Here is a 20009-nt window from a genome sequence, read left to right on the forward strand (position 1 = left end):
TCTTGGCCGCGTTGAGAAAATCATTTTTGCCTGTTCCCCGGCACTAACGCTGACCTGTATCACTCATCCTATATTACTTGATTTTAGATGGGGTAAAAAACATTTGTTTTTCTCACAGTAACTTATATATATTTACATATGTAATACATATGTACTACATATCTGAAAATAAAACAAATGATATGAATAAAGAAGATTTATTTAAAGGTCTATGGCCAGCGTTAATTACCCCCGTCGGTAATAATGAAAAACCTGAATTAAAAGAACTAAACAAGTTGTGCGAAGTTTTGGTGAAACAAGGTGTAGACGGCTTGTATGTCTTGGGCTCAACAGGGCAAGGTGTGCTATTCGGGGAAGAAGATCGAAAAGAAGTGTTGGAAGTTGTTTTAGAATGTGTTGGGGGAAGGGTGCCGGTAATGGCGCAGCTTGGTTGTCTAACTACCAGGGAATCTGTGCGATTGGCTGAACATGCAGCGCTATCAGGTGTTGCAGCGGTTTCATCAGTCGGGCCGATTTATTTCGCTGGTGGTCAGCAAATGGCAATACATCATTATACAGAAATTGCAGAAGCTGCACAACTGCCATTTTTCCCTTATCAACTGGGTGTTATTCCAGGCAATTTTGAGGAATTTATTCAATCTATTCTAAAGGTTCCTTTTATCGAAGGGATGAAATTGACGACAGGAAATTTATTGGAAATCAGTCGAGTACATAATATAGCCAAAGATCAGCTAAAGTTATTTAGTGGAGCAGACGAATTATTTTGCCAGGCTTCACTTTCAGGTACTGTTGGTGCTATTGGTACTTTTTATAACTTATGGGGACAGGAATGTAAATATGTATTACATGAGTTTCAAAAAGGTAATTTTCAGTTGGCAAGTAGGTTTATGTTGAAGTTTCAGGAGATTATTGAATTGGTGTTACCAAATATCTGGACTTTTCTCAAAGAAGCCATGCTAATTAAGCACCAGGTTAATATAGGAAATACAATATCTCCTTTAGGTCGTGGTCAAATAGGTTGGACAGAAAGCCAGGTTGCCGCTATTCTAGCTTCATTAGCGCAGACTTTGCAGGAATAACAACGTTACATCAGCAATTAACCAAATATAAACCAAAAAGTTACTAACCATAACAATTATGAAATTCAATGAAAATTTTTATAAAGTACTATTGACCTTTTCAATGCTTCTTTTTGCCAGTATTTCCTTTTCTCAGGTAAAATTAAAAGGGAAAGTTACTGATGAGCAAAAACTAGGTATTCCTGGAGTTATTGTCAAAGAAAAAGGTACCACAAATTTGACTTCCACGGATAACAATGGGAATTTCAGTATAGCGGTGCTTTCTGATCAAAGTAAGTTGACCTTTAATTACATAGGAAAAAGGATGCAGGAGGTAATTGTGGGTAACCAAAGGATTTTTAATATCACCCTTGAAGAGGAAAGCAGGACAATGGAAGAAGTTCTTGTGATTGGATATGGAACCCAATCCAGGGAAAAACTGACTACTTCAGTTTCCAAATTGGATATGAAAGTATTAGAGAATGTACCGCTTGCCAATGTGGCTTCTGCGCTGCAGGGGACATTGCCAGGGGTGCGCGTGCAAAGCACCTCTGGTCAGCCTGGTGCCGCACCACGGGTGATTATAAGAGGAGGAACTTCTATTAATAATCCAAATGGGGCTGCGCCTTTGTATATCGTAGATGGTATTATACGCAGTGATCTTAATAACCTTAATTCCAATGATATTGAGTCCTTACAGGTTTTAAAGGATGCGGCTTCGACTGCTATTTATGGCTCAAGGGGAGCTAATGGGGTTGTTTTGGTGACTACAAAATCAGGAAAAGCAGGTGCTGTTCAGATCAATTACGGATATGATTTAGGGATTTCTACCTTACAAAAGAAATATAGCATGCTGAATGCCAGGGATTTCATTTACTATCAACGAATGGGGATTGCTGCACGTGCTGATCAGGACCCTAGTCAGCTGGTAAAACTGGGGCTCGCAACCAGCGGTGGTGCTGGGAATGATTTAACAAATAAAACAGCTTACACTACCCAATACCTAACTCCTGCAAATAGCTATAAATTAAATGAAGGCTGGGACAGTATGGTCGACCCTACAGATCCTACCAGAACGATAATTTTCAAAAACACCGATTTCCAGGATGTGCTGTTCAGTACTGGAAAGACCAACAACCATAACCTTTCTGTATCGGGAGGAAGCGAAAAAGCAAAATTCAATTTAGGTTTGGGTTATCTGGATAATGAAGGAATTGCGATTTCTACAGATTATAAGCGCCTGACTTTAAATATGAATGGTGAGTTGCAGGCCACTGACAATCTTAGTGTTTTTGGGCGTGTTTTGTACTCTAATATGCGTAATACACAAGTGTTCGGAAAAGAAAGTGATATGTTCGGTAGATCTTTAGCTTTGGCGTCAACTGCAAAATTCACTTATGAAGATGGTAGTTTAGCACCTGGCTTGGGGGCTACAATCGGTAATCCGCTCTATTATGAGTCAACAATTGATGCTAAGAACAGTACCGATAACCTAACCCTTTCTGTTGGCGGAAAGTGGAATATCACCAAAGATTTAAACTTTATACCACAAGTATCCATTTATCAGGTGACAGATGACAATCGTTCGTTTCAAGGAGCTTATTATAACGGGCCAGCCAGTTATATCGATTCGAGAGTTGCAAGTGGAGGCTATAACAAAACGCTTCAACATCAGGCGGATGGTGTGTTTTCTTACCATAAAACATTTTTGGAAAAGCACGAGTTAGAGGCAAAATTGGGCTTTTCTTACTTTCAGACAGAGAAATCCAGTCTTTTAGCTTCTGGAAGAGGTGCAGCTTCTGATCTAATACCAACATTAAATGGATCGGCGGTGCCGGTGTCGGTAAGCGGCTTGGAAAGTCAGCTTCGGATTATGGGGTATTTTTCGAGAATAAATTACAACTATTTAGAAAAATATCTGCTTTCCTTTAACCTTCGCTACGATGGGGCATCGAATTTAGGAGATAAAAAATGGGGCTTTTTTCCGGGTGTTTCCGCAGGTTGGAATGTTCATAAGGAAGCTTTCTGGAGCAGTATTTCGGATAAAATATCACAGTTTAAGCTTAGAGCGAGTTATGGTGTGAATGGAAATATAGGCCAGTTAGGGTATTATGATGCACAAGGGCAATATAGTGTAGGCGCGCAGTATAACGGTGCTGCGGCAGTACAAAATACAGCTTTATCAAATCCTGGGCTAACCTGGGAGCAATCTAAAACTTTAAACTTTGGTACGGATTTAGGTTTCTTTAAGGGTAGGGTAAACCTGATGTTGGATGTATATCGTCGCGTTACTGATAACCTGCTGACCAATATGTCATTACCGCATTCCACTGGTTTTGCGAGTATTTTGACCAATCTGGGTAGTTTAGAAAATAAAGGTATAGAATTGGAGTTGTCAGGGCGCGTCTTTCCTCAAAGCTCAGCTTTTGGATGGAACATTTCCTTAAACGCTGCAAAAGTCAAAAACAAAATTTTAGAATTGCCAAATAATGGTATCCCATTTAATCGGATTGGTGGCGATTATGTTTACAATCCTAAAATTGGCGATTACGCCTGGATGGGGGGATTACAGGAAGGCGGAAAACCTGGAGATATTTATGCCTATAAACAAAAAGGAATTTATGCTACCGATGAAGAAGCTGCTAAAGGGCCAAAAGACACGATGGTTCCTCTTGCTGATAAGACTAAGTATGGCGGAGATGTAAATTGGGAAGATGTGGATGGAAATGGTTTGATTGATTCCCGTGACCGGGTTTATGTAGGTAATATTTATCCGGAATGGACCGGTGGTTTTACCAATACTTTTAATTATAAAAATTTCGGCTTGTTAGTGCGTTTCGACTATACCGCAGGCCATGTTATCTACAATTATACAGAAGCAGCTAGCGTAGGGCAATTTCAAGGCGAAAATGGTCTTTCTTCTACCGTGCTTCGTTCTTGGAAAAAACAAGGTGATATCACTGATATTCCAAGATTTTACTGGGCCGACCAGCAAGCAAGGAGCAACCTATTCAGAGGGAATTCACATTACTATGAAAAAGGTGATTATCTGGCATTGAGAGAAGTTACGCTAAGTTATGTGTTGCCTCAGGCGATATTAAATAAATTGAAAATCAGTCAGTTGAGGTTGAATCTTTCGGGGACTAACCTGCATTATTTCACAAATTATGTGGGGCAGAATCCTGAAGACGGTGGGACGGATAATGGTCGTTATCCAGTGCCAAGAACAATTGTATTAGGTGCAAATTTGACATTTTAGGTAAATGAAGATTATGAAAAAAGTAAATACATTTTTTACGTTGGCGGTAATTGCAATAGCTGGCCTTACTTCTTGTACGAAAACACTAGAACTGGATCCAATCAGTCAGATCTCCAATCAATCCTTCTGGAAAACGGAAAATGATGCAACTGGAGCATTAAATGGTATGTATGTTAAATTGCGCACACAAGCTGCCGGGAATCTGTTTGCCTGGGGTGAAGCGCGCTCAGAGGTGATGGACCGTAGTTTAGGTGGCACGGCAGGCTTACAAGTTTTTTTTCTTAATGAACTGAATCGGTCGAATGTGGGCGTGTCGGCAGCCAATAATACCATAAATTCTACCTGGCAAGGAATGTATGCAGCAGTTCATGCTGCAAACCTATTGCTTAAAAAGACGCCGCAAATTTCTTTCTCTTCTGAGAACAATAAGAATCAGATCCTGGCAGAAGCTTATGCCATGCGTGCCTATGCTTATTTTGTGATGACCAAGACCTGGGGCGACTTACCGCTGGTTCTTGAGCCTACAGAAGGTAGTAACCCTGATGTAATTATGAAGGAAAGGTCTTCTAAAGTTGTAATCATGACGCAGATTAAAGCAGATATTGATAAGGCGCTAGGGTTATTCCCAGACAATGCTTTTAAAAATGGAAGGAATATGTGGTCAAGACCAGCTGTCAATGCCTTGAAAGCAGAGGTATACCTTTGGAATGGTAAGGTCATGCAAGGTGGGCAGGATGATTTTCGTACGGCATTAAAAGCGATAGAGGAGGTTGAAAAGAGCGATGTTGTCCTGTTAGATAAATACGAGTCTGTTTTTGATTACACGAATAAAGGGAATAAAGAGATTTTGATGGCGGTCCGCTTCCAGGATATTGAATCAAGCGATAACGTGTTTATGAATATGTATATCGATAATTCTTATATGAATAAAAATACAGATCAGACGACTAAAGATCTGATTGGGGTACTTGGTGGTTTACCTGCCTTTACCATTAGTAAGCTGGTTCGGGATCAGTTTTCTGTTGATGATCAACGTCGTAATGCTACCTTTATTGAGATTTATGCACCAGTAAATGGTGTGAATACTTTCTATGGTTCAGTGGTTTCCAAGTTTAGTGGAACTGTGATTGGTGGTGCCAGAAAGTTTTATGACGACATTGTTTTGTTTAGGTATGCTGATGTATTGTTGATGAAAGCTGAAGCTCAAAATGCTTTAAGTTTAGATCCTACTGCGGCGATCAATGCGGTTCGTAAGCGGGCTTATGGTGTTAATTTCCCAGTTCATACCTATGTTAATCAATCGGTTGTTGAGAATGATAAAGCCATTTTAAAGGAGCGATTATTGGAATTAACCGTTGAAGGGAAGCGCTGGTGGGATTTAGTGCGTTTTAATAAAGCGTTCGAACTGGTTCCATCTTTAGCTGGCAAGCCATTGGATAACAATTTGTTGCTGTTTCCGATAGCTGAAACTACACTCAGTCTTGAGCCAAAAGTTAAACAGAATTTAGGGTATAATTAATCTCAGTTAGGAAATAAAAAAGATCCGGTATAAATTCATACTGCCCCCAAAAGCTGAACGCTATTTGGGGGCAGTAGTATTTTTATTTTATTTGTTCAAAATACTGTATCAAATGTTTGTGCATATTCATTCTAAATTCTTCTGCTGTACCATTTTCCAGAATTTTCAACAAAACACGGTGTGAGATGTAGTCCTCGTTTTCTTCCTGACTCCTGATATGTAAGTCATGATTCATGTAGTCAAATATCGGCATCAGAATTTTCTGAAAACGTTCAATTGTATGGTTGCCTGAAATCTGGTAAAGTGTAGAATGAAACTCAATATCCAATTTTAGTTTTTCAGATTTACTCTTTGCAGCTTCTTCTTTTTCAATGATATTTTCCAGTTTTTTCAGATCATCATTGGTCTTCCTGATGAATAATAAATCAACAATACCCATTTCAATAACCAGACGGAGTTCAAAAAAATCTTGCATGGTTTCTTTGGTCAACAAACTCGGATTCAGTATCCGGTTCATGTTTTGAAAAAAATCAGGTTGGGTAATGGACATTCCCCGGTTTTTTTTGGATTCTATAATGCCCAAAGTTTTAAATCTTGTCAATGCTTCACGCATGGCTGTGCGGCTTACACCCATGGCTTCTGCTAGTTCAACTTCTTTGGGAATGGAATCACCAGGTACAAAATTCTCGTTGCGAAAATATTCATAAAGATTAATTTCAATACGATCAACCTGAGACATGTTTTCTATTGGCTTTATTCCTTGAAGCTGTAGTTTTTTCATAGTCTCCAAATATAAGTAATACTTATTTATTGGTAAAGAAATTATTTGGGTTATGTGCCTGGTTTTAATGGTTATTTTTTTAAAGTTTAAAAATAATTGAAAATATTATTTAGCTTTATATCGATATATGTCGTACATATGTATTTGATCTGTTGTTTTAAACTTTTAGAATTATGATGAAGATAAAATGTGTGTTTTGCTTTTTCCTGGCTGTTGTGGGATTACAAATATCCCATGTGTTCCAGGCTGCTGCTCAGTTGGTACCGGTAATGAAGAATAATGTAGTACTTGAAATTAAACCTGGAGTTGGGAATCCCAGAAACAGTGAGGGCTCATTTATAACCTTGAAAAATGGCAGCATTTTATTCATTTATTCCAAGTATACTTCAGGAACAGGAGATGACCATGATCCAGCTTTTTTAGCGAGTAGATTTTCATCAGATGGCGGGCATAGCTGGACAAACAAAGATAAGGTGGTATTGAGTAATGAGGGTGGTCTGAATGTCATGTCGGTATCGCTGCTGCGCTTAAAAAATGGGGAAATCGCCATGTTTTATTTGAAAAAAAATACGACAAAGGATTGCATCCCTTATCTGCGGATTTCGAAAGATGAAGCGAAGACCTGGTCTGAGCCTATCGCTTGTATAACAGATCAAACTGGCTATTTTGTATTGAACAACGACCGGGTTATACAATTGAATAGCGGTAGACTGTTATTCGCTGTTGCCTTGCACAAAAATCTCAATACATACATGGGAGGGTCAGGAAATTTGTTTAGCTATTATTCGGATGATAATGGTAGAACCTGGAAGGCGGGAAAAGAAGTAAAGGGACCAGAAGATAGGTTAACACAAGAGCCCGGAGTAGTGGAATTGAAAAATGGGGATATCATGATGTTTATTCGGGCAACTGGTGGCGCTCAATTGGTGTCCTATTCAAAAGATAAAGGAGAAACCTGGACTGATGCCGTTCCTTATAACCTTAAGTCGCCTTTATCTCCGGCTAGTATTGAACGTATTCCAGCCACTGGCGATCTTTTTGCCATTTGGAATAATATTGATGGTACTGATCCTAAAGTGAAAGATCTGCGGACTCCCTTAACCATTGCAATTTCTAAAGATGATGGCAAAAGTTGGATACACGTTAAGAATATAGAAACAGATCCGGATGGTTGGTATTGTTATATGGCAATCCATTTTGATCAAAATAATGTGCTGTTAAGTTATTGTGCAGGAAGCCAAAAACAAAAAACACATCTTTCTGTGACAGATATTGCTTTGCTTGATCTCAAAATTATTTATAAGAATTAATTAGGGCTCGTATTATAATTAATATATGGAAATGTGTGAAATAGAAATTCAATCAGCTCAAGAGGGACCTACGTTGTTGATCCTTGCAGGGGTTCATGGTGATGAGTATGAACCGATATTGGCTGCAATTGAACTTTCAGCTATTTTAAAAGATAAGTTAAAAAAGGGAACGGTGGTGATCCTCCCGGTAGTGAATAAGTCGGCCTATTATGCAGGAACGCGCTGCGGAACGGATGGATTGGATTTGGCCAGAAGCTGTCCCGGAAATTCATCAGGTTCATCTACGCTGCAGGATGCGGCAAATGTTTCAAAGTTGATTCTGGAATGCGACTATTTGATTGACTTGCATACTGGTGGTCAACTATTTGATTTATTCCCTTTAGCTGGATATATGCTTCATCCGAATAAAACGGTGTTAGCCGAGCAGCGAAAAATGGCAAAGGCTTTTGGCTTACCCTTGGTTTGGGGAACAGATGCTTTGCCTGAGGGGCGTACATTATCGATAGCCAGAGATGCGAATATCCCGGCGATTTATGTTGAATATGCGGGGCCGGGACCGGTTAAAGTGAACGTGGTAAATTCATATATCCATGGCTGTTTAAATGTTTTAGCGCTTTTTGATATGCTAGAAGATTACAGATCGGAAGTCAATGATATTCAGTATACAGTTGAAGATCATGAACCTGACAGCGGTTTTCTGCAGCAAAAAATGCTTTCTCCAGCAGATGGCATTTTTGTGCCCAAGGTTTTTCCGGGTGAAATCGTCAAAAAGGGCCAGCTGTGGGGGCTTATCTATGCCTTGCCAATTATCGAAACTCATCAGGTTTATGCTGATGCAGATGGATTGGTCCTTTTTATAAGAAGCCAGCCAAGGGTAAATAAAGAGGAGTCTTTAGGCGGTATTTTATCAGTTTAGAATTGAAGGAGATGACGAAATTAAAAGGTCCGGTTGCCATAGTAACCGGTGCTGCCGGAGGAATCGGTAGGGCCATAGCGGATAAGTTCACAAATGAAGGTTATGCCGTTGTTTGGGTAGATATTGACTTTAGTCAAATAGAAAAAAGAAAAAGCTTGTTGGAAAATGCCGACGCGCAGCATCTGTTCCTGGAAGGTAATTTAGAAGATATTAGTTTTTTACAAGCCATTGTGGATCAAAGTATGGCAAAATGGGGACAAATTGATGTGTTGGTGAATAATGCGGCCTGGCGAAAGCCGGAGAGTTTAACAAATACCAGTCTGGAGGATTGGAATCGGACTTTAGCTGTAAACATTACTGCTCCGGCCTTTCTATCCAAATTTGTTGCTAAAGCGCTCTTGCTGAAAAAGAAAAATTGCGTTTTTGTAAATATGTCGAGCATCATGGCCCACATGGCATCCGGTTATGCTACGGCATATACAGTGTGCAAAGGTGCCGTAGAAAGCCTGACTTATGAGTTGGCAGCCTTATATGGCCCTCATGGATTTAGAGCGGTGGCCTTGAGACCGGGGAGTGTTGCAACGAGCTTAAGCACTGACTATACAGATCCCGATGGTGAAAACATCAGTCATGCAATTCTAGCAGAAATTGAAGGTCGTACGCCTCTGGGTAGATCTGCAAATCCGAAAGAAATTGCTGAAGCCGTATTTTGGCTGTCTTCTCCTCAAGCCAGCTTTATTACCGCCACAACTTTAGATATAGATGGTGGCTTGCTCCGTAATTTTAATTCTTATGCGTTGAAGAAACGCCTTAAACCGAATGAATTTTGAAAGGAATCTGGAAATATAAAAACTTACTGCCTGCCATACAGGATGTCAATCAAATCACCTTAGGTGAAGGGAATACTCCGCTATTGCGTTCCAGGTATATTGGCCCCTCGCTTGGACTGGAGAATTTATACTTTAAACTGGAGCATCTAAATCCTTCTGGTTCTTATAAGGATCGTTTTGCAGCGATGGTGGTTTCAAATTGCCTGCAGCAAAGGAAACGGGGGATCCTGGCTACCTCAAGCGGAAATACTGGTGCAGCTTTGGCAGCTTATTCAGCTGCTGCAGACCTGAAATGCCTGGTTGCTTTAGTTGATGGTGCCCCTTTTGGAAAGATTCAGCAAATGGGCGTGTATGGTTCAGAATTGTTGATGATCAAAGGGTTTGGAATCCAGGACTTGCGGACAAAAGAGGTAATGGATCATTTGAAGGCACTAGCTGTAGCCAGAGACTATAGTTTAGAGATCAGTGCCTATAAATTTTCACCAGTTGGAATGCAAGGGGTGCAGACCATAGCTTTCGAAATTGCAGATGCGCTGCCTGAGGTAAAGCATGTTTTTGTACCTGCCGGTGGCGGAGGCTTATACCTGTCTATCCTGCTTGGCTTTTCAAAATGGCAAACAAATGAAAATGAGCAGGTCAAGCCGATGATGTATGGTGTTCAGCCCTCAGGGAATGATACAATTGCCTCTGTTTTAATGGGTAAACAGCAGGTACTTAAATCGCTGGATACAAGCGAAACCTGTATTAGTGGATTGCAGGTTCCATCACTTTTGGATGCTCAGGCTATTTATGATTTATCATTAAAGTACTCTTGTAATGGTGCCACTGTGGAAGATGAGAAGGTTTTCTTATACCAGAAGTTATTGGCCCAAAAAGAAGGGATATTCTGTGAGCCTGCCGGGGCTGTAGCCTTAGCTGGTTTGATAAAAGCAATGGAAAGCGGAGAAATCCGTGCTGAGGATCCTGTGGTTTGCTTGGTTACCGGGAATGGTCCAAAGGATTTAAAAGCGCTGGATCAAATTTATACGAAAGAGGATTGTGCGTATGCAGAGGATATGCTGCAAACCAAGACAATTATTGAAAACAAACTAAATAGATAAAATTATGGAAAAAGAAGTTATTCAGGGTGAATTGGTACCAAATAGTCACTTACCCTTTTCCGCGGGTGTTAAATGTGGTCAATTCCTTTTTATTTCTGGCCAGGCATCGGTGGATTTGGAAGGAAAAATTATCAGTGGAACATTTGAAGAAGAATGCAGGCGTTCTTTTGATAATTTAAAAAATATTGTAAATGCTGCAGGATTAGAAATGTCTGACCTGGTGCAGGTTCGTAATTATGTGTCTGAAGATAAAGATTTAGTGGCCTTTAATGCCATCTATAGAGAGTATTTTTCTGCTCCATTTCCAGCGCGTACAACTTTAGTGGGTTGTATTGGTTCGGTGCTTAAGTTTGAGGTGGATGCAATGGCATTTTTCAAATAGAAATTATGAAAAAACGCGTGGCCATATTGGGTATTTATCATGAGTCAAATACTTTTAGCCTGGGTACTACCAGCTGGTCTGATTTTGCGGAGGGACATCTTTTTTATGGAAGCCAAATTCTAGACCGGTACGAGCAGGCGCATCATGAGATTGCAGGTTTTATGGAAGGTATGGCTTCAGCTGATGTCGAATTAATTCCTATCTTTTTTGCGGATATCATCCCCGGAGGAAGAATTGATAAATTGACGTATGAGCGCTTGAAAGCTGAGCTTTTAAAGGCTTTGGAACCGGTTTTACCTGTAGATGCAATTTATGTTGCTGCACATGGAGCAGCCGTAAGTGAAGAAATTAGAGACGTAGATGGAGATTGGTTGCAGGCATTACGGAAAAAAGTAGGGCAGGAAATTCCAATTCTTGGCTCCTTAGACCCACATGCGAACGTCAGTATGGCCATGCAAAATGCCACAGACGCATTGATCGCGTATGCTACGAATCCTCATCTAGATCAGAGAATGACAGGTAAAAGAGTGGCTGATTTACTTAAAAAAATCCTCTTTGATCAAATTCAGATTAAACAGGAGCTGATTCAATTTCCAGCCGTTATCAGTATTGAACAGCAAGAGACAGCTGTAAATCCTTGTCGTACTTTGTATGCTGATGCACAGGAATTGCTAAATCAGGACGGAATCATCAGTCATAGTATCATCCTTGGATTTCCATATGCTGATGTAGCCGAAATGGGAACAGCTTTGATTTTAATCACTGAGGCATCATTTGATACGACTGGTTTGAAGACTGAAATCATGAAGCTCTTTCAAAGCTATTTCCCGCAATTTATTGGGAATAAAACAGAGATTTCCGAGGTGCTGGCGAAGAAAGATATTTATGAGAAACCGGTGTTGTTGCTGGATATGGGCGATAATGTTGGGGGTGGGGCTCAAGGCAACAGTAGTTTTCTTTTGGATGCTATTGAAGCAGCAGGTTTGAGTAATGCCTGTATTTGTATTAATGATGCTGCCCTGGTTGCAAAAGCAGTTAATTATACGGCGGGCGACTGGCTTTCACTTGATTTGAATGCTGCAAATCCCGCTAATCGGAAAGCGCCTTATGAGGTGCGTGTACAAGAAATAAAACAGGGGAAATTTACGGAGCTGATACCCAGACATGGTGGACAAGTTGATTACGACATGGGACAAACCGTATTGGTTAAAACCAGATCTGGTAATTTCATCGTGCTCAGTTCTATACGGGTACCCCCTTTTAGTGCTGAACAATTGCGAATTTATAATATCGTACTCGAAGAGTTGGATTGGATCATTGCAAAAGGAGTAAATGCACCAATTGCCGCTTACAGGGATATTTGCCCCACTTATTTTAAGGTACATACCCCTGGTGAGTGCAATGCGGATGCCAAACAATTTAAATATCAATATCGGAGAAAACCAATGTTTCCTTTCGAACAAATCGACAACTATGCTTAACCCACTTCAGCTAGACAAATTTAAAAAAGATGTATTAATAGATACCCCTTTTTATACGGAAGGACCTGTGGTGGATAGCCTAGGGAATGTTTTTATTACCAATTTATTGGGAGGGCAAATTCTGAAGATTGATGATCAATCTATGGAAGAATGGGCAGTATGTAAAAGTCCCAATGGACAATTTATCGCGCCAAATGGAAATCATTTTGTATGCAATAGTTTAGCTGGATCATTAGAATGCTTTGCGCAGAATGGCGAGCTCGTAAAAACCTGGTGTATCGGAGAAGTCGACCATCATTTTGTTCAATGTCCGAATGACTTATGGATAGAGCCGGATGGTACCATTTTCTTTACAGATTCTGTACGTCATGAAGGTGCAGTGGTAGGTATTGATAAAGCCGGGCAAGCCCGGATCATTGTGAGAGATCTGGATTACCCTAATGGTATTGTTTATGATGCAAAAAAGAAATGTTTGTATGTAGCAGAGAGTTTTAAAAACCGGATACTCATGATGGACCTTCATTTTGATCCTCCCCAGGTGCAGGTATTGGTGGATCTCCCTAAGCATCCTTCCGGAAAAGAAGCTGATAATTTGCCAGATGGATTAGCCTTTGACGAAAGCGGGAATTTGTGGATTGCACACCATGGGATGGGATTAGTTCATTGCTTTGATTTCCAGCAAAACCAGCTCTTTTCTATGGAAAGTTTAATTCCACTGACCAGTAATATTCATGTAGATCATCACAGAATTATCATAACCGGAGGGCTTTCTGAGCCTGGTCCGGGAAGCGTGCGAATCATTAATCGATAGTACTATGAAATATTTAACATTCGGAAGAATACTATTGTTAACCATTATGATTTTACCAGAAACAAGCCTGTATGCTCAAAATAAAACTATTTATGCCGGAAGTGACTTTCCGCAATTGCCCGATAAAATTGGATTTGCAGCAATGTATGCAGGCACAATCAATGGGAAGGTAATAGCCGCCGGTGGGGCTAATTTTTTGGATAAAATGCCTTGGGATGGTGGAGCGAAATCTTTTTCTGATGCCATCTATGTCTTTAAACCCGAAGTAGGCGAATGGAAAAAACAGACTCAAAAATTACCCCATAAAATGGCCTATGGCGTATCCGTTTCGTATGGTAGTGGAATGATATTAGCCGGCGGCTGCACTGAGGGGAATAAGAATATTAAGGAGGTGTTGCTGCTGAGAGAAAAGGATGGAGCACTGAGCATCAAACAACTGGCGGCCATGCCAGTCGCATTAGCAAATATGTGTGGGGATTTAGTTGGTGATTATTTATTTATTGCTGGTGGATCGGAAGATGCAGCAGGCTTGCCTACACAAAATTTCCTGGCCTATGACATCAAAGGGGATCGATGGCAACTGCTGGAAAACATTCCGGGGCCGGCACGAATAAATGCAGTAAGCGCTTCTTCAGCAGGAATATTCTACCTGTTCACAGGTATTCAGCTCAGCCAAACATCAGAAGGGATTCAAAGAAAGGTATTGACTGATGCCTATTCTTTTTTTCCTAAATATCTTGGGGGAAAATTAGTTGGAGGAGCCTGGAAAAAATTAGCTGACATGCCAAGAGGAATGGCTGCGGGACCCAGTCCTGCGCCGGTTGTTAATGGGAAGCATATTGTACTCTTTGGCGGATTGGATCAGGAAACGGCCCAGTATACAGATCCTAAAACCCATCCTGGCTTCTTACCAGATGTTTTTCAGTATAATTTAAGTAGCAATACCTGGGAACCTGCAGGGCGATTGCCTAAACAGGAGGTTCGCCTAACTGTGCCGACAGTGATATACCATGGACAATGCTTACTGATAAACGGAGAGATTGGACCGGGAGCTAGAACCAATAAGATTTACGCTATCGATTTAAAGCATTCAAAATAATAAACCTAACCAAATATGAACCAGTATAATGAATCTCAAAGACTTTTAGAAAGAGCAAGCAGCGTTTTGGCGGGAGGAGTATCTTCGGAATTCCGAAAGTATAATCATCCTCATGCCTTATTTTATAAAGCCGGTAATGGCTCCAGAATTACTGATGTTGATGGTAATGAATATTTAGATTTTACTTTAAGTCAGGGACCCTTGATCTTAGGGCACTCTCATCCAAGAGTTTTAGCAGCAGTACAATCTTATTCGGCATTGGGACAGCTGTATGCTGGCCAGCATATCGAGGAAGTAGAACTTGCTGAAAAACTTTGTCGGCATATCCCTTCAGCAGAATTGGTGCGTTTTTGTTTAGATGGATCTGAAGCGGTTCAAACGGCCTTTAGAGTTGCCCGCGCCAAGACTGGTAAGAATAAATTTTTACGTTTTGAAGGGCATTATCACGGTTGGTTAGATAATGTAGCCTGGGGAATTTCAAGCCCTGGACTGGAATCACTTGGTGCGGAAGATCAACCAAACTGTTACCCCTGGTCAAATGGTATTTCTCCAAACAGCAGGGAAGAGTTTATCATTTTGCCATGGAATGATTTGGATTTATTAGCGCAAACCGTAGCGCGATACAAAGATGAGCTTGCTGCCATTATTACAGAACCGATCATGTGTAATAATGGTTGTATACTCCCAAAAGAAGGTTTTTTAGAGGGGATAAGAGCCATTTGTGATCGTTACGGCATCGCCCTGATTTTCGATGAGGTGATCACTGGCTTTAGATTGGGCTTGGGTGGCGCACAAACTTATTTTAACGTTACTCCTGACCTTTCCATTTTCGCCAAAGCAATGGGTAGCGGCTATCCAATAAGTGCCATTGTAGGTAAAGCGCCATGGATGGACTGTATTTCTAAATCTGAAGTGATCCATGCCGGTACAATGAATTCCAGTAATCCGACAATTGCGGCTTCCTTAGCTACCATTAGTGTGCTGGAAGAGGAGCAACCTTATCCGCGTATGTTTGAATTGGGTGAAAGGTTAATGCGGGGATTGGAAAATGCTGGAAAAGAAGCCCATCAAAATCTTAAAGTATATGGGATAGGGCCAGTATTGGTCAGCTCTTTCTCTGATTTGGGGGAGGTATTTAATTATCGTGATACTCTGCAGGCTGACAAATCAAAACTAAATACATTTATTGCAGGGATGCAAAATCAAGGAGTCCGGATTATAGGTCGCGGGTTATGGTACATTAGTGCCGTACATACAGAAAAAGACATTGATTTCGCCATTGAAAAAGCAAAATATGTGCTTGCACATATGGTATAAAAACAGGACAAAATGAAGTTAGCTACCACCACATCGATGAACACTTTTAGGCCTTGGCTTATTGTAGGGTTATTATTTATCATTGCGATGCTCAATTATATTGACAGGACTATGATTACCACCATGCGGGGCTCAATTGTAGGTTCAATTCCTATGACAGACGCTCATTTTGGCTTGCTCACTGCAGTATTCCTGTGGGTGTACGGTTTGTTTAGCCCATTAGCAGGATTTTTAGCAGATCGTTACAGTAAGAGTAAAATCATACTCTTTAGTCTTTTTGTTTGGTCACTGGTTACCTGGATGACTTCTTATGCCAGTAGTTTTGAGGAACTGTTGATTACCAGAGCCTTAATGGGAATTAGTGAAGCCTGTTATATTCCAGCAGCGCTTTCCTTAATTATGGACTATCACAAAGGACCTACTCGGTCTTTAGCAACGGGAATACATATGGCTGGTATTATGGCCGGACAAAGTTTAGGCTTTCTGGGTGGCTGGCTGGCAGAAAACCATACTTGGAATTACGCCTTTACGATTTTAGGGGTATTCGGGATCTGCTATGCTTCGATCATCTTCTTTTTCCTTAAAGATGCGCCAGCTAAAGAAACTATAATTGAGGAAGCGCAGGAGCCTAAAGTCAATTTCTTACAGTCCTTAGGTGCGCTGTTCAGTAACTTCTCTTTTATTTGTATTGTTTTATTCTTTGGCTTAATTAGCATTGTTTCCTGGCTTATTGTGGGATGGCTGCCTACTTATTTCCAGGAGCGGTTTCAGTTAAGCCAGACCCAGGCAGGGATATACTCCACGGGCTATGTTTTTACTTCGGCAATTGTAGGTGTGCTGGTCGGAGGTTTTTTAACGGATTTATGGAGTAGAAAAAATTCCAATGCAAGGATTTATGTGCCTTTAATTGGCTTAAGTATTGCTGCACCCGCAATCTTCCTGGCTAATTATTCTCATTTGCTTTCTATTTCTTTACTCTGCTTTATGCTGTATACTTTCTGCAAATCCTTTGTGGATACCAATACAATGCCAATTTTGAGCATGACTGTCGACAACCGTTATAGAGCCACAGGATATGGTGTTTTAAATTTCTTTGGCACTTTGGTGGGGGGCTTCGGATTGTATTTTGGAGGTGCATTAAGAGATTTAAATATTGAGCTGAGTACCATATTCAAATTCGCTTCCGTATTAATTGTACTTGCTGCAATTGCCTTGTATTTGGTTAGGCCCGGAAAAAAACGAATTGCAAAAGAAAGCATGATCAACACAAAACTTAACCTAAGCAAATGAAGTTTAACATCAATATTAAGAAATTGAGCAGACTGGGATTTTTTTTAATATCCATCAGTTTAATCGCAGTATTATCTTCAGCAGAACAAGCTGATTACAAACCGAGAACTCCAAAATTCAGGATCATCCATAACAATGATGGTACCGACGCGCTGGCGAATATGTGGTTTAACCGAAAACCAGATTTAACAAGAGCAGATATCAATAATTATGTTGATCTGGTTGCGGAAAGCAAGGTGGTCACCACATTTATGATGTGTACGGGAAGTGATTTTGTCTTTTATCGTTCCAAATATGAGCGCCCATTTGGAGATGATCTGAATGATTCGCTGGATTGTAAAGGAAGCGAATCTGAGCGTAAAGCTTTTAAGCAATATTTTAAGAATTTCAAGAGTTTAGAAGCCGAGGGTACTGATATCATCGATGCTTCTTTAACACGGGCCAAACAACGCGGAATGGAAGCTTTCATCACATTTAGGGTGAATGATCTTCATTTTGCCGATACAGCAACACATTGTAGGGTATCCTATCCTGATTTTTGGTTTAATAATCCACAATATTGGATAGGAGAGGATAACCAGGGAATGAATAGTTCGAGGGCATTAGATTTTACGCATCAAGCGGTGCGCGATCATAAGCTGGCGCTGATTCGCGAGCAGTTGGAGAAATATGAGATGATTGATGGATTCGATTTAGATTTCATGCGTTTTATCGTGCTGTTTAAGGCTGGTGAAGGCTCATCTAAAGCCCATTTAATGACCTCTTTTGTAAAGTCAGTAAAGTTGATGGTGGATTCAGTTTCCAAGGTACGAGGAAAAAAAATCTTATTGTCTGTACGTGTGCCTATTACAGTTGAAGGCGCTTTGTGGAAAGGATTGGATGTAAAAGAATGGGTAAAGCAAGATCTCATTGATTTTATCTCTATTGGCGCCCATTGGCGAGGAGAAACCGCTACGCCTATCGCAAAGTTTAAACAGGATTTATTTGGTAAATCAAATAAAAGGATTCCTGTATATGGATCAATAGATGATGGAGGATATTTACCAAGAGAACTTTATTCAGATGGAATGTTCAAAGGAATGGCTTCGCACATACTTGGTCAGGGTGGTGACGGTTTATATTTATTTAACTTTTATTTTGCCAACTACGGAAAAGTTGATTATCAAAAAGCCCTAAATCCGAGCGGCTTAGTTTGCCGTACAAGATCTACACGTCTGCTTAATGAGCTTGGGAGTATAGATAAACTGAACACTGCAAATAAAATCTTTTGTGCTTCGGATGGAGTTACTAACTCTTACGGGGTGTTGCAGGTTAGTGATCTTCCAATGGCTTGTGGAGTCGGAAAAAAAAGTACAGCGTTCATTTTTATTGGAGATCCTATAGATAAAACATACCCAAAAGAAAGTATCCTGTTTCTTCGTACAGACCGTTCTGCCAGAATGGAGATTGAGGTGAATGGGTTGAAGATTACAGCAGTACAGGCTAAATATCCGGAGGATTATGATAGAAATCGTGGACTCCAGGAAGGGGAGAAAATGATTGCCTATGTGCTTCCAAAAAACTGCCTGATTAAAGGCGAGAACAAAGTGAGCATTGTGGCCAGGACACCTAATGTTTTTGTGGTTAAGCGGTTGGAAGTGGCCTTAAACTATGGTGAGGTGGCTGTAAATGGATATTTTTAATTAACGAATGTTTAGTTGATATGTACAAAATATTAATCGCCCCTAATAGTTTCAAAGGAAGCCTTACAGCTGATCAAGCTGCTAACGCGATTGAGCAGGGATTAAACCAGAGTAAGCTCAAGTTTCAGTCTAACAAATTTCCGATAGGTGATGGGGGCGATCATACTGCTTTTTTACTCACAAATCATTTAAAAGGAGATTTTAGTCATCACCTGGTTTTTGGTGCCTATGGCGATTTGGTGGATGCGCGTTTTGGGCTCATAAACCGTGGAAAAACAGCCATAATAGAGGTAGCAGAAACTTCTGGTTTTAAAACTATTCAAGGGACGTTCAGACAGGTTTTACACGCAGATACAAAAGGACTGGGACAGTTAATAGATCATGTTTTAAGCCTTGGAGTGTCTGAAATCATACTTTGTTTGGGAGGTTCGGCTACCATAGATGGTGGCCTAGGGATGTTAACTGCATTGGGTGTTCGGTTTTTAGATGCAGAACACCATGTTATCGATGTGTATCCGGGAAATTTCTCGCAGGTAGTTTTTATCGACATTACTGGATTAACGGAAAAGATCAGCCACTGCAAGTTTGCCGTATTATGTGATGTCGATAATCCTTTACTGGGGGAACGTGGTGCTGCAAAAGTATTTGGTCCGCAAAAAGGGGCTACTGAAAAAGAAGTCATCCTATTAGAAGCGTTTTTGTCGCGCTTTAATGAGCTCACGATGGATACGCTGGGAAAATCTTTAGATCAGGTTAAATTCGGAGGGGCTGCCGGTGGTTTATCTGCAGCATTAAGTGTCTATTTAAATGCAGATTTGTTGGAAGGTGCGGAGCACTTTTGTCAGATTACCGATTTTAAACAAGCTTTATCCAATGTTGATTTATTAATTACGGGGGAAGGCAGTATCGATGAGCAAACATTAAATGGCAAAGCCCCTTATGTAGCGGCAAAACATGCATTGGCTGCAAATATTCCTGTAATTGGCTTAACCGGAAATGTACCAATAGTAGTACCCGCAGAGCTGCAGCGGTATTTTTCTATGTTACTAAGTATTGGAAGTAAGCCCGAATCTCTGTCAGCAGCCATTGATCATACCTATGAAAATTTAGTCCGAACCTCAAAACAGATAGGTAATATTTTGTCTGTTTATAATAATGAATAAAACTCATGATC

Annotated in this window: 16 protein-coding genes; 15 read left to right on the forward strand and 1 reads right to left on the reverse strand. The window is 40.5% G+C overall.

Going from position 1 to position 20009, the window contains the following annotated elements; translation table 11 throughout:
- Nucleotides 1-182 precede the first annotated feature (182 nt).
- From GM920_RS00700 to GM920_RS00710, 3 genes are read left to right on the forward strand one after another with little or no spacing between them, the layout of a single operon-like run.
- Nucleotides 183-1079: a dihydrodipicolinate synthase family protein gene (locus tag GM920_RS00700; protein WP_182952695.1), complete on the forward strand. Its 897-nt coding sequence runs from the start codon at nt 183-185 to the stop codon at nt 1077-1079.
- Nucleotides 1080-1137: 58 nt separating this feature from the next.
- On the forward strand, nt 1138-4317 hold the full coding sequence (locus GM920_RS00705) for a SusC/RagA family TonB-linked outer membrane protein (RefSeq protein ID WP_182952696.1): 3180 nt from the start codon (nt 1138-1140) through the stop codon (nt 4315-4317).
- Between the two features lie 13 nt (nt 4318-4330).
- Nucleotides 4331-5836: a RagB/SusD family nutrient uptake outer membrane protein gene (locus tag GM920_RS00710; RefSeq protein ID WP_202986001.1), complete on the forward strand. Its 1506-nt coding sequence runs from the start codon at nt 4331-4333 to the stop codon at nt 5834-5836.
- Between the two features lie 82 nt (nt 5837-5918).
- Here GM920_RS00710 and GM920_RS00715 read toward each other — a convergent pair whose 3' ends face one another.
- Nucleotides 5919-6617 (reverse strand): FadR/GntR family transcriptional regulator, encoded by a 699-nt coding sequence (locus GM920_RS00715; protein WP_182952698.1) that lies wholly within the window; start codon nt 6615-6617, stop codon nt 5919-5921.
- 173 nt (nt 6618-6790) lie between these two features.
- Between GM920_RS00715 and GM920_RS00720 the strand changes: the two genes are divergently transcribed.
- From GM920_RS00720 to GM920_RS00775, 12 genes are read left to right on the forward strand one after another with little or no spacing between them, the layout of a single operon-like run.
- A complete protein-coding gene (locus GM920_RS00720; RefSeq protein ID WP_182952699.1) occupies nt 6791-7927 on the forward strand; it encodes a sialidase family protein in 1137 nt (378 codons plus the stop codon).
- A gap of 31 nt (nt 7928-7958) precedes the next feature.
- Nucleotides 7959-8843 carry a succinylglutamate desuccinylase/aspartoacylase family protein gene (locus GM920_RS00725; protein WP_235964392.1) on the forward strand — a complete coding sequence of 295 codons (885 nt, stop codon included), beginning with the start codon at nt 7959-7961 and terminating at the stop codon, nt 8841-8843.
- Between the two features lie 11 nt (nt 8844-8854).
- Nucleotides 8855-9673, forward strand: coding sequence for an SDR family NAD(P)-dependent oxidoreductase (locus GM920_RS00730; protein ID WP_182952701.1), 819 nt, complete (start codon nt 8855-8857; stop codon nt 9671-9673).
- Nucleotides 9670-10773 carry a pyridoxal-phosphate dependent enzyme gene (locus GM920_RS00735; protein WP_182952702.1) on the forward strand — a complete coding sequence of 368 codons (1104 nt, stop codon included), beginning with the start codon at nt 9670-9672 and terminating at the stop codon, nt 10771-10773. Before GM920_RS00730 ends, GM920_RS00735 begins: the two co-directional genes overlap by 4 nt.
- A gap of 4 nt (nt 10774-10777) precedes the next feature.
- Entirely contained in the window at nt 10778-11155 is a 378-nt protein-coding gene (locus tag GM920_RS00740) for a RidA family protein (protein ID WP_182952703.1), read from the forward strand.
- A gap of 5 nt (nt 11156-11160) precedes the next feature.
- Nucleotides 11161-12636 (forward strand): M81 family metallopeptidase, encoded by a 1476-nt coding sequence (locus tag GM920_RS00745; protein WP_182952704.1) that lies wholly within the window; start codon nt 11161-11163, stop codon nt 12634-12636.
- Nucleotides 12629-13447: an SMP-30/gluconolactonase/LRE family protein gene (locus GM920_RS00750; RefSeq protein WP_182952705.1), complete on the forward strand. Its 819-nt coding sequence runs from the start codon at nt 12629-12631 to the stop codon at nt 13445-13447. Before GM920_RS00745 ends, GM920_RS00750 begins: the two co-directional genes overlap by 8 nt.
- 4 nt (nt 13448-13451) lie before the next feature.
- Nucleotides 13452-14546, forward strand: coding sequence for a kelch repeat-containing protein (locus GM920_RS00755; protein WP_182952706.1), 1095 nt, complete (start codon nt 13452-13454; stop codon nt 14544-14546).
- A 15-nt stretch (nt 14547-14561) separates the two neighbouring features.
- Entirely contained in the window at nt 14562-15863 is a 1302-nt protein-coding gene (locus GM920_RS00760; RefSeq protein WP_182952707.1) for an aspartate aminotransferase family protein, read from the forward strand.
- 12 nt (nt 15864-15875) lie between these two features.
- A complete protein-coding gene (locus GM920_RS00765; protein WP_182952708.1) occupies nt 15876-17153 on the forward strand; it encodes an MFS transporter in 1278 nt (425 codons plus the stop codon).
- Nucleotides 17150-18835, forward strand: coding sequence for a glycoside hydrolase family 10 protein (locus GM920_RS00770; protein ID WP_182952709.1), 1686 nt, complete (start codon nt 17150-17152; stop codon nt 18833-18835). The genes GM920_RS00765 and GM920_RS00770 overlap by 4 nt, the downstream gene beginning before the upstream one ends.
- 20 nt (nt 18836-18855) lie before the next feature.
- On the forward strand, nt 18856-19998 hold the full coding sequence (locus GM920_RS00775) for a glycerate kinase family protein (protein WP_182952710.1): 1143 nt from the start codon (nt 18856-18858) through the stop codon (nt 19996-19998).
- The last annotated feature ends 11 nt before the right edge of the window (nt 19999-20009 follow it).

It is taken from the genome of Pedobacter gandavensis (assembly GCF_014172405.1).
Classification (GTDB): Bacteria; Bacteroidota; Bacteroidia; order Sphingobacteriales; family Sphingobacteriaceae; genus Pedobacter; species Pedobacter gandavensis.

Excerpts from the sequence above, each read along its gene's own strand:
- GM920_RS00700 (WP_182952695.1), top strand. The coding sequence starts at position 183 with ATGAATAAAGAAGATTTATTTAAAGGTCTATGGCCAGCGTTAATTACC.
- GM920_RS00705 (WP_182952696.1), top strand. The coding sequence starts at position 1,138 with ATGAAATTCAATGAAAATTTTTATAAAGTACTATTGACCTTTTCAATG.
- GM920_RS00710 (WP_202986001.1), top strand. The coding sequence starts at position 4,331 with ATGAAAAAAGTAAATACATTTTTTACGTTGGCGGTAATTGCAATAGCT.
- GM920_RS00715 (WP_182952698.1), bottom strand. The coding sequence starts at position 6,617 with ATGAAAAAACTACAGCTTCAAGGAATAAAGCCAATAGAAAACATGTCT.
- GM920_RS00720 (WP_182952699.1), top strand. The coding sequence starts at position 6,791 with ATGATGAAGATAAAATGTGTGTTTTGCTTTTTCCTGGCTGTTGTGGGA.
- GM920_RS00725 (WP_235964392.1), top strand. The coding sequence starts at position 7,959 with ATGTGTGAAATAGAAATTCAATCAGCTCAAGAGGGACCTACGTTGTTG.
- GM920_RS00730 (WP_182952701.1), top strand. The coding sequence starts at position 8,855 with ATGACGAAATTAAAAGGTCCGGTTGCCATAGTAACCGGTGCTGCCGGA.
- GM920_RS00740 (WP_182952703.1), top strand. The coding sequence starts at position 10,778 with ATGGAAAAAGAAGTTATTCAGGGTGAATTGGTACCAAATAGTCACTTA.
- GM920_RS00745 (WP_182952704.1), top strand. The coding sequence starts at position 11,161 with ATGAAAAAACGCGTGGCCATATTGGGTATTTATCATGAGTCAAATACT.
- GM920_RS00750 (WP_182952705.1), top strand. The coding sequence starts at position 12,629 with ATGCTTAACCCACTTCAGCTAGACAAATTTAAAAAAGATGTATTAATA.
- GM920_RS00755 (WP_182952706.1), top strand. The coding sequence starts at position 13,452 with ATGAAATATTTAACATTCGGAAGAATACTATTGTTAACCATTATGATT.
- GM920_RS00760 (WP_182952707.1), top strand. The coding sequence starts at position 14,562 with ATGAACCAGTATAATGAATCTCAAAGACTTTTAGAAAGAGCAAGCAGC.
- GM920_RS00765 (WP_182952708.1), top strand. The coding sequence starts at position 15,876 with ATGAAGTTAGCTACCACCACATCGATGAACACTTTTAGGCCTTGGCTT.
- GM920_RS00770 (WP_182952709.1), top strand. The coding sequence starts at position 17,150 with ATGAAGTTTAACATCAATATTAAGAAATTGAGCAGACTGGGATTTTTT.
- GM920_RS00775 (WP_182952710.1), top strand. The coding sequence starts at position 18,856 with ATGTACAAAATATTAATCGCCCCTAATAGTTTCAAAGGAAGCCTTACA.